The organism is Streptomyces sp. NPDC030245 (genome assembly GCF_055572995.1).
In genome coordinates, this window is sequence record NZ_JBVICF010000003.1 from 1 (window position 1) to 17,885 (window position 17,885).

Sequence of the window (17,885 nt, forward strand, 5' to 3'; positions counted from 1 at the left end):
TTACATTCCGAACCCGGAAGCTAAGCCTCATAGCGCCGATGGTACTGCAGGGGGGACCCTGTGGGAGAGTAGGACGCCGCCGAACTCCTTTTGATAAGAGCTGGTCCCTGAACTTCGGTTCGGGGACCAGCTCTTTTTTGTTTTGCGTTACTTGCCGTTCACGTTGCGCAGCCAACCTCCATAGGCATGGGGACACTTGGAATGTTGCGCGCCGCCGGTGTCAGCACCGGCGACGAGGTCATCGTGCCGGCCTACGGAAACGCCGAGGTCGCCGAGGACGTGGTCCTCGCCGGAGCGATGCCCGTCTTCGCTGACATAGAACCGACCACGTACTGCCTCGACCCCGATGCCGTCGCTGCCGTGGTGACCCCGCGGACGGCCGCCGTCGTCGTCGTGCACCGCTTCGGCAACCGAGCCGACATGCGCAGGCTGCGGGAGCTCGGGCAGCGGCAGGGGCTCCTCGTCCTGGAGCAGCAGGAGGAGGGCGAGCCGGAGACCCCGTACGACGGGCTGGAGCTTCGGCGTGCGCATGCCGCGTACCTCAGCGGGCGGCTCAGCGGAGTCGTGACGCCCGACGAAGGCGAAGGGCACAGCTTCCAGGAGTACGTCGTGCGCGTGCCCGGGAACGGGCGGCCCGACCGGGACGCTTTCGCACGTGCCGTCCGCGCCAAGGGCATCGACTGCCGGGTGCCGGTGAAGACGCCCGTGCACCGTACGCCTCGGTTCTGGCGGGACGTACAGCTTCCGGAGACCGAGCGGGCCGCCGACGAGACGCTGGCGTTGCCGGCCGGCCCGTCGATGACGCGGCGCGAGCTCCAGCGCGTCGTCTCCGCGTGCAACGCGCTCGGCGGGCTTCTGCAACCGGCCTTCTGAGACCCTAGGAAGCCGTCCTGGGGTGGGACTTGAAGAACTCCCACATCAGATCCGTCGCGTTGACGCCTGCCGTCGGGTCGGACATTCCGCCGCCCGCGCCGCCCGGCCAGGAGTGGCCCATGTCGGGCAGCCGGTAGACGACCGCGTCCGAGCCGTCACGGCACTTGGCTGTCGTCTTTTTGATTTTGTTCTTCAGTTCGGTGGGTCGGCTCGGCTTGCACGACAGGCGTTGCTGCCAGGTGTTGATGCCCTCGTCCATCGCCGCGTAGTGCCTGTCGAGGCCGCCCAGGAACGTGAGTACTGATACCGGGGTCTTCGGCATGTACGAGGTGTCTTCCGCGTCGGTGCCGAGGTATCCGCCGCTGACCGGGGCGATGGCGGCGAAGGTGCCGGGGAGTTCGACGGCGAGCTTGTACGCCATGTCGCCGCCGTTGGAGATTCCGGTGGCGTAGACGCGGTCCGGGTCGGCGTTCCAGGTGCCGGTCAGCCGCTTCGTCATCGTACGGATGAAACCCACGTCGTCCTCGGAGCCGCAGCAGATCAACGCGTTGAAGCCTTTGTTGAGCCCGTCGGGATAGGCGACGAGGAAGTTCTCCTTGTCCGCTTTGGCGCTCGGGCCGCTGATCGCGGCCGCGGTTCTGCCGTCGCCCGGGTAGGGGTGCATGGCGATGACGAGCGGGAGCTTCTCGGTGCGCTTGAGCCCGGGTGGTGCGTGGACCGTATAGACGCGCTTCTCGCCCTTCCAGGGGATCGTGACCTTCTGGGTGCCGGGGCGCGGGGTTTCCGCGGCGGCCGGCTTCTTGGCGGCCTTCGGGTCCGGGGTGTTGTCGTCGTCGGACCCGCAGGCCGTGAGCGGCAGGAGCAGGGCGGCGAGAGCCAGGGGCAAGGCGTGCCGCACAGGTGTACCGGTTCGGGTCGGCATGCGCGCAGAGTGGCAGCGCCGGGAAGGGCGGTCCAGAGGAAGGGGCGGTTCGAGGCGGCTTCGATTTCAGGTATGATCTATTCCGTTGCCGCGGGGAAAACCCCGGAGCGCAGCAGGCCCCTATAGCTCAGTCGGTAGAGCGTCTCCATGGTAAGGAGAAGGTCAGCGGTTCGATTCCGCTTGGGGGCTCAAGTAATGAAGGCCTCCGTCCGGTTGGGCGGAGGCCTTCGGCGTGTCCGGGGCACCCCGTGGCGCCCCGGCGCGCTCAGTCCTTCTGGAGGCCGGGGACCCGCATCGCGAGGATCGCCATGTCGTCCGAAGGGGCGTCCGTCGCGAAGCGCTCCACCGCGCGCATGATGCGCGCCGCGACCGCGCCGGCCGTCAGGCCCGTGCAGGTCGTGAGGACGTCCGCCAGGCCGTCGTCGCCGAGCATGCGGGTGCCCTCGCGGCGCTCGGTGACGCCGTCCGTCACGCAGAGCAGGACGTCGCCCGGGTCGAGCGTCATCGTCTGCTCGTACAGTTCGAGGTCCTCCATGACGCCGAGCAGGGGCTGCGGTTCCGCGTACGGCTCGACGGTGCCGTCCTGGCGGAGGCGGAGCGGCAGCGGATGGCCGGCGCAGACGACCTTCAGGACCGCCGAGCCGTCCTCCTGGGGCCACAACTCGCCGTAGAGGAGGGTGAGGAAGCGGCTGCGGGAGCCCTCGTCGAGGATCGCGGCGTTGAGGCGCTCCAGGACCGCGGGGCCGCCGAAGCCCTCACGGGCGAGCAGGCGCAGGGCGTGCCGGGCGAGACCCGTGACGGCCGCGGCCTCCGGGCCCGTGCCGCAGACGTCGCCGATCGCGAAGCCGTACGCGCCGTCGCGGATGGGGAAGAGGTCGTAGAAGTCACCGCCGACTTCGTTGCCCTCGCCGGCCGCGCGGTAGATGACCTCGACCTCGACGCCCGGGATCTGCGGGAGTCCCGGCGGCAGCAGGCTGCGCTGGAGGGACTGGCTGATGGCCATGCGCTCGGAGTAGAGGCGGGCGTTGTCGAGGGCGAGGGCCGCCCGGCGGGAGAGATCTTCGGCCAATTCGAGGATCTCTTGGCGGAAGTGTTCGTCGGCGGGCTTGCCGAGGGTGAGCATGCCGATGACGCGGTTGCGGGCGACCAGCGGGAGGACCACCGTCTCGCCGCCCACCGCCGAGGCGGTGGAGAGCGTCGTGCCGATGCCCGAGCCGAGGGTCATCGGCTCGCCGAGGCCCACGCTGCGCATGGAGGTGCGCAGGGCCGCCTGGTGCGCGGCCTCGGAGGGGGCCGCCCAGACGCGGGCGCCCGGGGTCGGCACCGGGTCCGGCGGGGAGATCTTGGAGAGCAGGGCCTTCAGGCCGTCGATGCGCTCCTCGTCCTCGTGCAGGACGTACGACAGATAGGGCTCGGCCGACTGGTCCGCGATGGTGTAGACGGCGCACCAGGTGGCGAGGGTCGGGACCGTCATCTGTGCCATGAGGGCCAGGGTCTGGTCGCGGTCGAGGGTGCCCGCGAGGAGGTCGGAGGCCTCGACGAGGAAGGAGAGCGAGCCGCGGCGGAGCCTCTCCAGTTCGCCGAGGCGTGCGGACTCCACGGCCAGGGCGATGCGGTCGGCGGCGAACTGGAGGCGCAGGGCCTCCTCGTTCGAGTACCGGCCGGAGGCCTCGGCGGCCACGCCCAGGGAGCCGGTGAGGCGGCCCTCCACCTTCAGCGGGACGGTGACGACGGAGCGCATGCCCGTGCCTTCGAGCAGGGGAACCGCCCCCGGCACCACCGTCAGGTCCTCGTGGACGGCCGGCATGCGGGCGGAGCCGTACCGTCCGGGGGCCGACTCGACCTGTACGCGGGCGAAGCGCTGGCGGGCCGACGGCAGGCCCGTGGAGGCACGGACCTCCAGCTCCGTCTCGTCGTCGGTGGCGAGGAGCAGGAAGGCCGCGTCGCCGTCGAGCATGTCGCGGGCGCGCTCCACGGTGCGCTGGAGCAGCCCGTCGAGGTCGTCGGGGGCGGGGGAGCCGATGAACACCTCGAAGGGGTCCGCGGTGTGCGACTCGCTGCGGGCGCCCGGCTCCGGGGCGGCGCCGCGCAGCGGGGTCTGGAGCACGGCGCGCTCGTCGTCGCGCACGAGCAGGCAGACCGTGGACGGCTCGCCGTCGGCGTCGCGGACGCGCAGGTGCGAGGCGTAGACGGGGATGACGCGGCCGTGGGCGCCGCGGACGCCGTAGCTGCCCTCCCAGCGGGAGAGCCGCAGCGCCTCGGCGATGCCGGTGCTGGTGCCCGGCGTGTGCGGCCAGGCCGCGAGGTCCATCAGCGGCTTGCCCATGACCTGCTCGGCGACGTACCCGAAGAGGTCCTCCGCGTCTTCGTTCCAGGCGGAGATGGCGCCGAGGCGGTCGATCTGGATGACGGCGACGCGGACCCTGCCGTCGGCGATGGGCAGCAGGTCGGCCGGGAGCGAGGGTCCTGCGGTGCGGGTGCCCACGGGGCGGTGGGGCAGGTCGAGCTGGAACCAGACCTGCTTGTGGGTGGGGCTGTAGTCGACGCCCCAGCGGGTGGCGAGCGCGGCGCAGAGCTGGAGGCCGCGGCCGCCCTCGCGGTCCGGGCTGCCCATGTTGACCGGGGACTGCTGGAGCGGGATCTCGCGTTCCGGATAGCGGTCGGAGACCTCGATGCGGACGGCGTCCTCGCTGCGCAGACACTCGACGTCGGCGGCGGTGCCGGCGTGCACCACGGCGTTGGTGACCAGCTCGCTGGTGAGGACGACGGCGTCGTCGACGATGTCGGAGAACCCCCAGCCCTGGAGGGTGTCGCGCACGAAGGAGCGGGCCGTCGCGACGGAACGCCCGACGGGTTCGAAGGTGGCAGCCGCACGCGCGGTGATCACAGCACTCCTCGTACGAGTATCGACGGTGTCGACAGTGGCGACTGTCTCGACGCCCAGTTCTCCCGAACCCATGGTGCGGCCGCCCCTCCGATGCCCGCTTGTTTCGTGTACCACCGCCCTGGCCGGGCAGGACCGGGGCGGTTGGACAGCCGGATGCAAGGTTACTTACCTTCGCCGTCCATGCTGATGCCGGTCGTCAGTGTTTCCGCCCGGAGGGTGTGCGGACGGTGTGCGAAGCTGCCGAACTGTTATGGCCTGGTTCGGCCATGGTGAAACACTGGGCAAGCTTCATGGGACAGGTCAGAACAACCCGAGCAGTACCGGTCGACCCTTGCGGGAGGGACACAGTGGAGTCTGGCGCAGCGACGCGGGGCACTAAGACGCGCGCGAAAGACGGACAGTCCCTGAACAAACAGCGCAAACCGCGCAACGGGACGACGGCTTCGGTGGACGCTGCGGCTCTGAACAGGCTGCTCGCGGCCCTGGTGGCGATGCGGGACGGCAACTTCCGCAAGCGGCTCACGGTCTCGGGCGACGACGTCATGTCGGAGATCGCGGCTGTTTTCAATGAGGTGGCCGACCGGAATCTGCACCTCACGGGAGAGCTGTCGAGGGTGCGGCGCACGGTCGGACGTGAGGGAAAACTCACGGAACGGCTGGAGACCGGAGCGAGCGAGGGCTCCTGGGCCGCCGCGATCGACGCGTCGAACGCGCTCGTCGACGATCTCGTACGACCGGTCTCCGAGGTCGGCCGGGTCCTCTCCGCGGTGGCGGAGGGTGATCTGGAGCAGCGCATGGAGCTGCGGGCGCAGGGGGCCGACGGGAACGGGCATCCGCTGCGCGGGGAGTTCCTGAAGGTCGGGCGGACGGTGAACAACCTCGTCGACCAGCTCTCCACGTTCACGGACGAGGTCACGCGGGTGGCCAGCGAGGTCGGTACCGAGGGCAAGCTCGGCGGGCAGGCCAGAGTGCGCGGAATGTCCGGGTCGTGGAAGGACCTCACGGACTCCGTGAACACCATGGCGTACCGGCTGACCGCGCAGGTGCGGGACATCGCGCTGGTGACGACGGCGGTGGCGAAGGGCGACCTGTCGCGGAAGGTCACCGTGCACGTCGCGGGCGAGATGCTGGAGTTGAAGAACACCGTCAACACGATGGTGGACCAGCTCTCGTCGTTCTCCTCCGAGGTGACGCGCGTCGCCCGGGAGGTCGGCACGGAGGGCGAGCTCGGCGGCCAGGCGCAGGTGCCGGGTGTGGCGGGTGTGTGGAAGGACCTCACCGACTCGGTGAACCTGATGGCCGGCAACCTCACGGCCCAGGTGCGCGGGATCGCCGAGGTCACCACGGCGGTCGCGAGCGGTGATCTGTCGCGGAAGGTGACGGTGAGCGCGCGCGGCGAGGTCGCCCAGCTCGCCGAGACGATCAACCAGATGACCGAGACGCTGCGTACGTTCGCGGACGAGGTCACCCGGGTGGCGAACGAGGTCGGGGCCGAGGGGCAGCTCGGCGGGCAGGCGAATGTGCCGGGCGCGGCGGGTACTTGGAAGGATCTGACCGATTCGGTCAACACGGTCTTCCGCAACCTCACCACGCAGGTGCGGGACATCGCGACGGTGACGACGGCGGTCGCGAACGGCGATCTGTCGCAGAAGGTCACCGTCGATGTCGCGGGCGAGATGCTCGAGCTGAAGAACACCGTGAACACGATGGTCGACCAGCTCTCGGCCTTCGGTTCCGAAGTGACGCGGGTGGCGCGGGAGATCGGTGTCGAGGGTGAGCTCGGCGGTCAGGCGCAGGTGCAGGGCGCTGCCGGTACGTGGAAGGACCTGACGGACTCCGTCAACACCGCCTTCCGCAACCTGACGGGGCAGGTCCGGAACATCGCGCAGGTGACGACGGCGGTCGCGAACGGCGATCTGTCGCAGAAGGTCACGGTCGACGTCTCCGGAGAGATGCTCCAGCTGAAGAACACCGTGAACACGATGGTGGACCAGCTGTCGTCGTTCGCGGACCAGGTCACGCGGATGGCGCGGGACGTGGGCACGGAGGGGCGCCTCGGCGGGCAGGCCCGCGTGGACGGCGTGAGCGGTACGTGGAAGGACCTCACGGACTCCGTCAACTTCATGGCGGGGAACCTGACGTCGCAGGTGCGGCAGATCGCGCAGGTGACGACGGCCGTGGCGCGCGGTGACCTGTCGCAGAAGATCGAGGTCGACGCGCGCGGCGAGATCCTGGAGCTGAAGAACACCATCAACACGATGGTCGACCAGCTGTCCGCCTTCGCGGACCAGGTGACGCGGGTGGCCCGCGAGGTGGGCACCGAGGGGCGGCTCGGCGGTCAGGCGCAGGTGCCCGGCGTGGCCGGTGTGTGGCGTGATCTGACGGACTCCGTGAACGGCATGGCCGGGAACCTCACCGCGCAGGTCCGCAACATCGCACAGGTCGCGACGGCGGTGGCCCGCGGTGACCTGTCGCAGAAGATCGACGTGGACGCGCGCGGCGAAATCCTGGAGCTGAAGAACACCCTGAACACGATGGTGGACCAGCTGTCCGCCTTCGCCGAGCAGGTCACGCGGGTCTCCCGCGAGGTGGGCACCGACGGCATCCTGGGCGGCCAGGCCGAGGTCCAGGGCGTCTCGGGCACCTGGAAGGACCTCACGCAGTCCGTCAACGGGATGGCGAACAACCTCACCCTCCAGGTGCGGAACATCGCCGAGGTCACGACGGCCGTCGCCATGGGTGACCTCTCCAAGAAGATCACCGTCGACGCGAAGGGCGAGATCCTCGAACTCGTCACGACCGTCAACACGATGGTCGACCAGCTCTCGTCGTTCGCCGAGCAGGTCACGCGCGTGGCCCGTGAGGTGGGCACGGAGGGCCAGTTGGGCGGTCAGGCGCGGGTGCCGGGTGTCACGGGCATCTGGAAGGACCTGAGCGACAACGTCAACCTGATGGCCAACAACCTGACCAGCCAGGTGCGGAACATCTCCCAGGTCTCGGCGGCGGTCGCCAACGGAGACCTGACCAAGAAGGTCACGGTCGAGGCGCGCGGCGAGGTCGCGCAGCTCGCCGACACGGTGAACACCATGGTGACGACGCTGAGTTCGTTCGCCGACGAGGTCACGCGTGTGGCCCGTGAGGTGGGCACGGACGGCATCCTGGGCGGGCAGGCGCGCGTGCCGGGCGTCTCCGGTACGTGGAAGGACCTCACCGAGTCCGTGAACTCGATGGCGTCCAACCTGACCGGTCAGGTCCGCAACATCGCGATGGTCACCACCGCGATCGCCAAGGGTGACCTGACCAAGAAGATCGACATCGACGCCCGGGGCGAGATCCTGGAGCTCAAGACGACCATCAACACGATGGTCGACCAGCTGTCGTCCTTCGCCGAGCAGGTGACCCGGGTGGCCCGTGAGGTGGGCACGGAGGGCCAGCTGGGCGGTCAGGCGCGCGTGCGGGACGTCGACGGCACGTGGCGCGACCTCACCGAGTCCGTGAACGAGATGGCCGGAAACCTGACCCGCCAGGTGCGCGCCATCGCGAAGGTCGCCACCGCGGTGACGCGCGGCGACCTCAATCTGAAGATCGAGGTCGACGCGGCGGGGGAGATCCAGGCCCTCCAGGACAACATCAACACGATGATCGCGAACCTCCGCGACACGACCCTGGCCAACAAGGAGCAGGACTGGCTCAAGGGCAACCTCGCGCGGATCTCGGGCCTGATGCAGGGCCGCAGGGACCTGGAGGACGTCGCCTCGCTGATCATGAGCGAGCTGACGCCGGTCGTCTCCGCGCAGCACGGCGCGTTCTTCCTGGCGATGCCGACGGACGACGCGCAGGATCTCGGGGGCGACCAGGAGGACGCGTACGAACTGCGCATGCTCGGCAGTTACGGCTACTCCATGGGGTCCATGCCGACGTCCTTCCGGCCCGGCGAGACCCTCATCGGGACGGCCGCCAAGGAGCGGCGCACCATCCTCGTGGAGAACGCGCCCTCTGGCTATCTGCGGATCGCGTCCGGCCTCGGTGAGGCGCCGCCCGCGCAGGTCATCGTGTTGCCGGTGCTCTTCGAGGGGACCGTGCTCGGCGTGATCGAGCTGGCGGCCTTCCAGCCCTTCACGCAGATCCAGAAGGATTTCCTCAGCCAGATCGCCGAGATGATCGCGACGAGCGTCAACACGATCAGCGTCAATACGAAGACCGAGGTGCTGCTCAAGCAGTCGCAGAAGCTGACCGAGCAACTGCGCGAGCGGTCGGCCGAGTTGGAGAACCGGCAGAAGGCGCTCCAGGACTCGAACGCGGAGCTGGAGGAGAAGGCGGAGCTGCTCGCCCAGCAGAACCGTGACATCGAGGTCAAGAACACCGAGATCGAAGAGGCCAGGCAGGTCCTGGAGGAGCGGGCCGAACAGCTCGCGGTCTCGATGCGCTACAAGTCCGAGTTCCTCGCGAACATGTCGCACGAGCTGCGCACGCCGCTCAACTCCCTGTTGATCCTCGCCAAGTTGCTCGCGGACAACGCCGACGCGAACCTCACCCCGAAGCAGGTCGAGTTCGCGGAGACGATCCACGGGGCGGGCTCGGACCTGCTCCAGCTGATCAACGACATCCTCGACCTGTCGAAGGTCGAGGCGGGCAAGATGGACGTCTCCCCGACGCGCATCGCACTCGTCCAACTCGTCGACTACGTAGAGGCCACTTTCCGTCCCCTGACCGCAGAGAAGGGCCTCGACTTCTCCGTACGGGTCTCTCCGGAGCTGCCCGCGACGCTGCACACGGACGAACAGCGCCTCCTCCAGGTGCTGCGCAATCTCCTGTCCAACGCGGTGAAGTTCACCGACTCCGGAGCGGTCGAGTTGGTGATCCGGCACGCCAGCAACGACGTGCCCAACGCGATCCGCGAACAGCTCCTGGAGGCCGGCTCGCTGCGCGACGCGGACGCCGATCTGATCGCCTTCTCGGTGACGGACACCGGCATCGGCATCGCGGCCAGCAAGATGCGGGTCATCTTCGAGGCGTTCAAGCAGGCCGACGGCACGACGAGCAGGAAGTACGGCGGTACGGGCCTCGGCCTGTCGATCAGCCGGGAGATCGCGCGGCTGCTCGGCGGCGAGATCCACGCGCAGAGCGAGCCGGGCCGCGGCTCCACCTTCACGCTCTATTTGCCGCTGCACCCGAGCGAACTGCCGCCCCAGGGTTACGCCCAGCTGGCGCCCGCGCCGCAGTCGCGCGAGCTGCCCGCCCTGGAGGAGGCGCCCGCGGCCGAGGAGACGGAGCGGCAGGCGGCCCCCCCGGCGCACCGCGAGGAGCCCACGAGCCCCGCCGCGCTGTTCCGGCGGAGGCGCCGTGCGACGCCCGTCCAGGAGCCCTCGTCGCTGCCGGGGCAGCCGGCTCCCGGCGCCCCGGAGGCGCAGCGCACGCAGGAGCCGTGGCCCAACGCGGGCCAGGAGACGCCTGTCGCGCCGCGGGTCGGTTTCCAGTTCGGCGGTGAGAAGGTCCTGATCGTCGACGACGACATCCGCAACGTCTTCGCGCTCACCAGCGTCCTGGAGCAGCACGGTCTCGCGGTGCTGTACGCGGAGAACGGCCGTGAAGGCATCGAGGTGCTGGAACAGCACGACGACGTGACGGTGGTCCTGATGGACATCATGATGCCGGAGATGGACGGGTACGCGACGACGACGGCGATCCGCAGGATGCCGCAGTTCGCCGGACTCCCGATCATCGCGCTCACCGCGAAGGCGATGAAGGGCGACCGGGAGAAGGCGATCGACTCCGGAGCTTCCGATTACGTCACGAAGCCGGTCGACCCGGATCATCTGTTGTCGGTGATGGAGCAGTGGATGCGCGCTCGGTGACCGAGAACCGGCGTCGTCACACGGAGTTGCTGACAGAGTGTGGCCGATGCCGTGTAGAACCGCGGTATTCGGGGAACCTTCTGGTCTCCCACCGCGTTTCTGCTACGTGCACAGTGACATCGCGGTGACAGGGTGTGGCGACAGGCGGGGTGCGGCTACGATGACCGGCACAAGGACGGGCGGCGCAAGGGAGTCGTCCCCTGGGGCGGCGCCCGGTGTACCGCCGGGGCGAGGAGGGCGGGCCATGGTGCAGAAGGCCAAGATCCTCCTGGTCGATGACCGGCCGGAGAATCTGCTGGCGCTGGAGGCCATCCTCTCTGCGCTCGATCAGACACTGGTGCGGGCATCGTCCGGGGAGGAAGCGCTCAAAGCACTACTCACGGACGACTTCGCGGTCATTCTGCTGGACGTCCAGATGCCGGGAATGGACGGTTTCGAAACCGCGGCGCACATCAAGCGGCGGGAGCGGACCCGGGACATCCCGATCATCTTCCTCACCGCCATCAACCACGGGCCGCACCACACCTTCCGCGGCTATGCCGCCGGCGCGGTGGACTACATCTCCAAGCCGTTCGACCCGTGGGTGCTGCGCGCGAAGGTGTCGGTGTTCGTCGAGCTGTACATGAAGAACTGCCAACTGCGGGAGCAGGCGGCGCTGCTGCGCCTCCAGCTCGAAGGCGGCGGCAAGGCCGCGGCCGGGGACGCGAAGGAGCCCGCGGGTCTGCTCGCCGAGCTGTCGGCGCGGCTCGCCGCGGTCGAGGAGCAGGCGGAGGCGCTCTCCAAACAGCTCGACGACGAGTCGGCGGACGCGGCGGCGGTCGCCACCGCAGCCCATCTCGAACGCAAACTGACCGGCCTGCGGCGGGCCCTTGACGCCCTGGAGCCGGGCACCGGCAGCGGTGCCCCCTCGGTCCCCTCGCAGAACTGACGCGGCACGGAGCCCCGCTGACGGGGTTTCGTGCCGGGTCCACCCGGTGAACCACCGTCAGTTCTCGGCCTTCACAGGGGCGACACGAACGGGTGAAGCAGTAGGCACACGTGTTGACGGTGGTCGGCAACGGTAACCTCACACCCATGGCCTCACGTCAGCCCGCAGCCAAGAAGACGCCCGCGAAGAAGGCGGCCGCGCCGGCAAAGGCTCCGGCGAAGAAGGCCGCTGCCAGACCGCCCGCCAAGAAGGCTGCGGCGAAGAAGGCACCAGCGAAGAAGGCTCCGGCGAAGAAGATCGCCGCGAAGCCGGCGCCCAAAGCGGCGCCGAGCCCCACGGGGGGCGTGTACCGGATCGTGCGCGCCGTCTGGCTGGGCCTGGCGCACGGGGTCGGCGCGATGTTCCGCGGCATAGGGCGCGGCGCCAAGGGTCTCGACCCCGCCCACCGCAAGGACGGCCTCGCGCTCCTGCTGCTCGGCCTCGCGCTGATCGTCGCCGCGGGCACCTGGTCCAACCTCCGCGGCCCGGTCGGCGACCTCGTCGAGGTCCTGGTGACCGGCGCCTTCGGCCGTCTGGACCTGCTCGTGCCGCTGCTGCTCGGCACCATGGCCGTCCGCCTCATCCGGCACCCGGAGAAGCCCGAGGCGAACGGCCGCATCGTGATCGGCCTCTCCGCCCTCGTCATCGGCGTGCTCGGCCAGGTCCACGTCGCCTGCGGCTCACCGGCCCGCAGCGACGGCATGCAGGCGATAAGGGACGCCGGCGGCCTCATCGGCTGGGGCGCCTCCACACCCCTGATCTTCACCATGGGCGAGATCCTCGCGGTGCCGCTCCTGGTGCTCCTCACCGTCTTCGGGCTCCTCGTCGTCACGGCGACGCCCGTCAACGCCATCCCGCAGCGGCTGCGGCTGCTCGGCGTAAAACTCGGCGTGATCCAGCCGGCACCCGAGGGCTACGAGGCCTACGAGTACGCAGACGACGAGCGGTACGAGGAGCAGTGGCGCGAGGCGCTGCCCGCACGCTCCGCACGCCGGCGCGGCCCGGCCCCCGACGCGTACGACCCCGACCAGGCCGAGGAGCAGGCGCTCTCCACCCGGCGCAGGCCGCGCCGGGCCCCCGTCCAGCCGGACATGGACCGGCCGATGGACGCCGTGGACGTGGCCGCCGCCGCGGCGGCCGCCCTGGACGGTGCGGTGATGCACGGCATGCCGCCGTCGCCGCTGGTCGCCGATCTGACGCAGGGTGTGTCGGGGGAGCGCGAGGAGCGCGAGCACACGGCCCCTGTACCGACCGCGCGCACGACGGACGCGCCGGTGCCCGGCAAGCTCAAGAAGAAGCCGCAGAAGCCCGCTGACGGGGCTGACGGCGGCCGCGGCCACGCCGGCGCCACCGGAGCCGTGCCGGACCTCACCAAGGCCGCGCCCGAGACCGAGCGGGAACTGCCGCCGCGCGCCGAGCAGCTCCAGCTCGCCGGGGACATCACCTACGCGCTGCCCTCCCTCGACCTCCTGGAGCGGGGCGGCCCGGGCAAGACCCGCAGCGCCGCCAACGACGCGGTCGTCCACTCGCTGACCAACGTCTTCACCGAGTTCAAGGTCGACGCGGCCGTCACCGGCTTCACGCGCGGCCCGACCGTCACGCGCTACGAGATCGAGCTCGGCCCCGCCGTGAAGGTCGAGAAGATCACGGCACTGGCCAAGAACATCGCGTACGCGGTCGCCTCCCCGGACGTCCGGATCATCTCGCCCATCCCCGGCAAGTCCGCGGTCGGCATCGAGATCCCGAACACCGACCGCGAGATGGTCAACGTCGGTGACGTGCTGCGTCTCGCGGACGCGGCCGAGGACGACCACCCCATGCTCGTCGCGCTCGGCAAGGACGTCGAGGGCGGCTACGTCATGGCGAACATGGCGAAGATGCCGCACATCCTGGTCGCCGGTGCCACCGGATCCGGCAAGTCGTCCTGCATCAACTGCCTGATCACGTCGATCATGATAAGAGCGACGCCCGAGGACGTCCGGATGGTCCTCGTCGACCCCAAGCGCGTCGAGCTCACCGCGTACGAGGGCATTCCGCACCTGATCACGCCGATCATCACCAACCCCAAGCGGGCCGCCGAGGCGCTCCAGTGGGTCGTACGCGAGATGGATCTGCGCTACGACGACCTCGCGGCCTTCGGCTACCGGCACATCGACGACTTCAACCAGGCCGTCCGCGAGGGCAAGCTCAAGACGCCCGAGGGCAGCGAGCGGGAGCTCCAGCCATACCCGTACCTGCTGGTGATCGTCGACGAGCTCGCCGACCTGATGATGGTCGCGCCGCGCGACGTCGAGGACTCGATCGTGCGCATCACACAGCTCGCGCGCGCCGCCGGCATCCACCTGGTGCTCGCCACCCAGCGTCCCTCCGTGGACGTCGTGACCGGCCTGATCAAGGCGAACGTGCCGTCGCGGCTCGCCTTCGCGACCTCCTCGCTCGCCGACAGCCGGGTCATCCTCGACCAGCCCGGCGCGGAGAAGCTCATCGGAAAGGGTGACGGCCTCTTCCTGCCGATGGGGGCGAACAAACCCGTCCGTATGCAGGGGGCCTTCGTCACCGAGGACGAGATCCACGCGGTCGTGCGGCACTGCAAGGACCAGATGGCGCCCGTCTTCCGGGACGACGTCACCGTCGGCACCAAGCAGAAGAAGGAGATCGACGAGGACATCGGCGACGACCTCGATCTGCTGTGCCAGGCCGCTGAGCTGGTGGTCTCCACCCAGTTCGGGTCCACGTCCATGCTTCAGCGCAAGCTGCGCGTCGGCTTCGCCAAGGCCGGCCGGCTGATGGACCTGATGGAGTCCCGCTCCATCGTCGGACCCAGCGAGGGCTCCAAGGCTCGTGACGTTCTGGTGAAACCTGACGAACTGGACGGAGTGCTCGCCGTGATCCGCGGGGAGGCTCAGCCATAAGGGTGGGAGAGGCTCACCCATAAGGGATCGACAGGCAACCGTTTCCTCTCGACACACGTCAAGTTGAGGGAGACGAGAGCAGGATGTTCCACCATCAGGATGTCCGGCCATTCCGATGGCGTACAAAGTCCGTCCGTCCGGTTGCCCCACCCTTTCAAGACCCGCCTAAACTGAACCTCCGGCAGGTGGCTACACGCTCGAAAGGCGCCCCCGTGTCCATCGGTAACTCCCCTGAAGACGACCGACCTTCGGACGACCGCCTCGACCGCCCCGACCGCGTCGCGGACGGCCCTGACCACGCCGCGGACGGAGTCCCGGCAGATCGCACCGGCGAAGAGCAGGCGCCCGAGCGCCCCTCGATCGGCCGTGTCCTTCAGCAGGCCCGTCTCGTCGCCGGCCAGACCGTCGACGAAGTCAGCTCGTCCACCCGCGTGCGCGTCCCGATCGTGCACGCGATCGAACAGGACGACTTCTCCCGGTGCGGCGGCGACGTGTACGCCCGCGGCCACATCAGGACGCTGGCGCGCGCCGTCGGACTCGACCCGGCCCCGCTGATCGCGCAGTACGACGAGGGCCACGGCGGCCGCCCGCCCGCGCCCACGCCGGCGGCGCCCCTCTTCGAGGCCGAGCGCATCCGCTCCGAACCGCGCAGGCCGAACTGGACCGCCGCCATGGTCGCCGCGATCGTCGCGGTGATCGGTTTCGTCGGTTTCACCGCGTTCAGCGGCGACGACGGGGACGACGGTTCGAAGGCGGTGGCCGAGGGCGCCACCCCCGCGAGCAGCAAGCCCGCGGAGAAGCCGAAGCCCACCAAGCCCGCCGACCCCAAGCCCGACCCGTCGGACAGCGCCATCGCCGGTGTCCCGCGCGACAAGGTCACCGTCAAGGTCGACGCCGCGGACGGCCGCAGCTGGATCTCCGCGAAGGACCACAGCGGGCGCACCCTCTTCGACGGCGTCCTGGAACAGGGCCAGGACAAGACGTTCCAGGACAAGCAGAAGATCGACCTCGTCCTCGGCGACGCGGGCGCGATCAACCTGTACGTGAACGGAAAGCCGGTCGAGAACGAATTCGAGCCCGGCACGGTGGAGCGCCTCACCTACACGAAGGGCGACCCCGAAGCCGGCTGACCGGTCCCGCTGAAGGGCGCTGACCAGGCGCCGGCCGGCGGGACCGCACGAGGCGACGTGACCGCCGGGTGACGCGCCGGCGGCGGGTGGCGGACCGGCCGGTAACCCTCGCGGCCGGGGCCGAGGCGCGGACGAAGTAGTCTTGAGACCATGCCTGAACGCCGCACCGTCGCCCTTGTCACTCTTGGCTGCGCCCGCAACGAGGTGGACTCGGAGGAGCTCGCAGGCCGCTTGGAGGCGGATGGCTGGCAGCTCGTCGAGGACGCCGAGGACGCGGATGTCGCCGTCGTCAACACCTGCGGCTTCGTCGAAGCCGCCAAGAAGGACTCCGTCGACGCCCTCCTCGAAGCCAATGACCTGAAGGGCCACGGCAAGACCCAGGCCGTCGTCGCGGTCGGCTGCATGGCCGAGCGGTACGGCAAGGAGCTCGCCGACGCGCTGCCCGAGGCCGACGGCGTGCTCGGATTCGACGACTACTCCGACATCTCCAACCGCCTCCAGACCATCCTCAGCGGCGGCAGTGTCGAGGCCCACACCCCGCGTGACCGGCGCAAGCTGCTGCCGATCAGCCCCGCCGAGCGCCAGGCCGCCGGATCCGGGGTCGCCCTGCCGGGACACGCGCCCGCGCCGGCGCCGCAGGACCTGCCCGAGGGCGTCGCGCCCGCGTCGGGGCCGCGCGCCCCGCTGCGCCGCCGTCTCGGCACCAACCCCGTCGCCTCCGTGAAGCTGGCCTCCGGCTGCGACCGGCGCTGCTCGTTCTGCGCCATCCCCTCCTTCCGCGGCTCCTTCATCTCGCGCCGCCCCTCCGACGTCCTCGGCGAGACCCGCTGGCTCGCCGAGCAGGGCGTCAAGGAGGTCATGCTCGTCTCCGAGAACAACACCTCGTACGGCAAAGACCTCGGCGACATCCGGCTCCTGGAGACCCTCCTGCCCGAGCTGGCCGCCGTCGACGGCATCGAGCGGGTGCGCGTCAGCTACTTGCAGCCCGCCGAGATGCGGCCCGGCCTCATCGACGTCCTCACGTCGACGGAGAAGGTCGCCCCCTACTTCGACCTGTCCTTCCAGCACTCCGCGCCCGGCGTGCTGCGCGCCATGCGCCGCTTCGGGGACACCGACCGTTTCCTGGAGCTCCTGGACACCATCCGGACCAAGGCGCCGCAGGCCGGCGTGCGCTCCAACTTCATCGTGGGCTTCCCCGGCGAGAGCGAGTCGGACCTCGCGGAGCTGGAGCGGTTCCTGACCGGCGCGCGCCTGGACGCCATCGGCGTCTTCGGGTACTCCGACGAGGAGGGCACCGAAGCGGCCACCTACGACCAGAAGCTCGACCAGGACGTCGTCGACGCGCGCCTCGCGCACATCTCCCGGCTCGCCGAGGAGCTCACCTCGCAGCGCGCCGACGAGCGGCTCGGCGAGACCGTCGACGTCCTCGTCGAGTCCATCGACGAGGAGGAGGGACCGCTCGGCAGAGCCGCGCACCAGGCCCCCGAGACGGACGGCCAGATCCGCCTGACGGGCGCCGCGGCCGAAGCCGGGCTCCAGGTCGGCCGTATGGTCGTGGCAAAGGTCGTCGGCACGGAGGGCGTGGACTTGGTGGCTGAGTGTCTCGAGGAGGCTGGCAGATGACCGGAGTCCCGGCCTCCGCGGGCGGCTCCGGCGCACAGGGTGCTTCGGGCGCCAAGCCGGTGCGCGGCGGAAAGCTGGGCGCCGCGGCGGTCAATCAGGCCAGCCTGTGGAACGTCGCGAACCTGCTGACCATGGTGCGGCTGCTGCTCGTGCCCGGCTTCGTGATGCTGCTCCTCGGCAACGGCGGGTACGACCCGGCCTGGCGCTCGTTCGCCTGGGCCGCCTTCGCCGTCGCCATGATCACCGACCTCTTCGACGGCCACCTGGCCCGCACGTACAACCTGGTCACGGACTTCGGGAAGATCGCCGACCCCATCGCCGACAAGGCGATCATGGGCGCCGCGCTGATCTGTCTCTCCTGGCTCGGCGACCTCCCCTGGTGGGTGACGGGCGTGATTCTCGGGCGTGAGCTCGGGATCACGCTGCTGCGCTTCTGGGTGATCCGTTATGGAGTCATTCCGGCCAGCCGCGGCGGCAAGATGAAGACGCTGGCGCAGGGCACCGCCGTCGGGATGTACGTTCTCGCCCTGACAGGGCCGCTCGCCAGCCTGCGGTTCTGGGTGATGGCGGTGGCCGTCGTACTGACCGTGGTCACCGGGCTCGACTATGTGAAGCAGGCCGTCGTGCTGCGCAGGCAGGGCATGGCCGAGGCACGTGCGGCGGCCGCGGAGTCCGCCCGGGAGGCCGCGAAGTGACGTCCCCCGGGGTCTCGGGCG

At 69.8% G+C, this 17,885-nt stretch carries 8 protein-coding genes, 1 tRNA gene, 1 rRNA gene and 1 pseudogene; 9 read left to right on the top strand and 2 right to left on the bottom strand.

Annotation, left to right across the window (positions count from 1 at the left end):
- Nucleotides 1-85, top strand: a 5S ribosomal RNA gene (rrf, locus tag ACZ4Z4_RS08700); the annotation flags it as partial.
- Nucleotides 86-201: 116 nt separating this feature from the next.
- A complete protein-coding gene (locus ACZ4Z4_RS08705) occupies nt 202-873 on the top strand; it encodes a DegT/DnrJ/EryC1/StrS family aminotransferase (RefSeq protein WP_468325715.1) in 672 nt (223 codons plus the stop codon).
- Nucleotides 874-877: 4 nt separating this feature from the next.
- Here the strand turns inward: ACZ4Z4_RS08705 and ACZ4Z4_RS08710 are convergent, their stop codons facing one another.
- Complete coding sequence (locus ACZ4Z4_RS08710) at nt 878-1,795, bottom strand: CE1 family esterase (RefSeq protein ID WP_468324224.1); 918 nt, start codon at nt 1,793-1,795, stop codon at nt 878-880.
- A 116-nt stretch (nt 1,796-1,911) separates the two neighbouring features.
- On the opposite strand from ACZ4Z4_RS08710, the gene ACZ4Z4_RS08715 reads away from it, so the two are divergent.
- A tRNA-Thr gene (locus ACZ4Z4_RS08715) sits at nt 1,912-1,984 on the top strand.
- A gap of 76 nt (nt 1,985-2,060) precedes the next feature.
- On the opposite strand, the gene ACZ4Z4_RS08720 is transcribed toward ACZ4Z4_RS08715, so the two are convergent.
- On the bottom strand, nt 2,061-4,682 hold the full coding sequence (locus tag ACZ4Z4_RS08720; protein ID WP_468324227.1) for a SpoIIE family protein phosphatase: 2,622 nt from the start codon (nt 4,680-4,682) through the stop codon (nt 2,061-2,063).
- 446 nt (nt 4,683-5,128) lie between these two features.
- Between ACZ4Z4_RS08720 and ACZ4Z4_RS08725 the strand changes: the two genes are divergently transcribed.
- The 6 genes and pseudogenes from ACZ4Z4_RS08725 to pgsA all read left to right on the top strand — a co-directional run.
- A complete protein-coding gene (locus tag ACZ4Z4_RS08725) occupies nt 5,129-10,537 on the top strand; it encodes a HAMP domain-containing protein (RefSeq protein WP_468324230.1) in 5,409 nt (1,802 codons plus the stop codon).
- A 244-nt stretch (nt 10,538-10,781) separates the two neighbouring features.
- Nucleotides 10,782-11,465 carry a response regulator gene (locus tag ACZ4Z4_RS08730; RefSeq protein WP_069886868.1) on the top strand — a complete coding sequence of 228 codons (684 nt, stop codon included), beginning with the start codon at nt 10,782-10,784 and terminating at the stop codon, nt 11,463-11,465.
- 146 nt (nt 11,466-11,611) lie between these two features.
- Nucleotides 11,612-14,416 carry a DNA translocase FtsK gene (locus tag ACZ4Z4_RS08735; protein WP_468324233.1) on the top strand — a complete coding sequence of 935 codons (2,805 nt, stop codon included), beginning with the start codon at nt 11,612-11,614 and terminating at the stop codon, nt 14,414-14,416.
- 212 nt (nt 14,417-14,628) lie between these two features.
- Nucleotides 14,629-15,546, top strand: a complete 918-nt coding sequence (locus tag ACZ4Z4_RS08740) for a helix-turn-helix domain-containing protein (RefSeq protein WP_468324237.1) — start codon at nt 14,629-14,631, stop codon at nt 15,544-15,546.
- 150 nt (nt 15,547-15,696) lie between these two features.
- On the top strand, nt 15,697-17,169 hold the full coding sequence (gene rimO / locus ACZ4Z4_RS08745) for a 30S ribosomal protein S12 methylthiotransferase RimO (protein WP_468324240.1): 1,473 nt from the start codon (nt 15,697-15,699) through the stop codon (nt 17,167-17,169).
- Nucleotides 17,166-17,861: pseudogene (gene pgsA, locus ACZ4Z4_RS08750) on the top strand (CDP-diacylglycerol--glycerol-3-phosphate 3-phosphatidyltransferase); the annotation flags it as partial. The gene rimO and the pseudogene pgsA, both read left to right, overlap by 4 nt.
- Between the last annotated feature and the right edge of the window lie 24 nt (nt 17,862-17,885).

Coding starts and splice junctions, on each gene's coding strand:
- ACZ4Z4_RS08705 (WP_468325715.1), top strand. CDS start 202: ATGTTGCGCGCCGCCGGTGTCAGCACCGGCGACGAGGTCATCGTGCCG.
- ACZ4Z4_RS08710 (WP_468324224.1), bottom strand. CDS start 1,795: ATGCCGACCCGAACCGGTACACCTGTGCGGCACGCCTTGCCCCTGGCT.
- ACZ4Z4_RS08730 (WP_069886868.1), top strand. CDS start 10,782: ATGGTGCAGAAGGCCAAGATCCTCCTGGTCGATGACCGGCCGGAGAAT.
- ACZ4Z4_RS08735 (WP_468324233.1), top strand. CDS start 11,612: ATGGCCTCACGTCAGCCCGCAGCCAAGAAGACGCCCGCGAAGAAGGCG.
- rimO (WP_468324240.1), top strand. CDS start 15,697: ATGCCTGAACGCCGCACCGTCGCCCTTGTCACTCTTGGCTGCGCCCGC.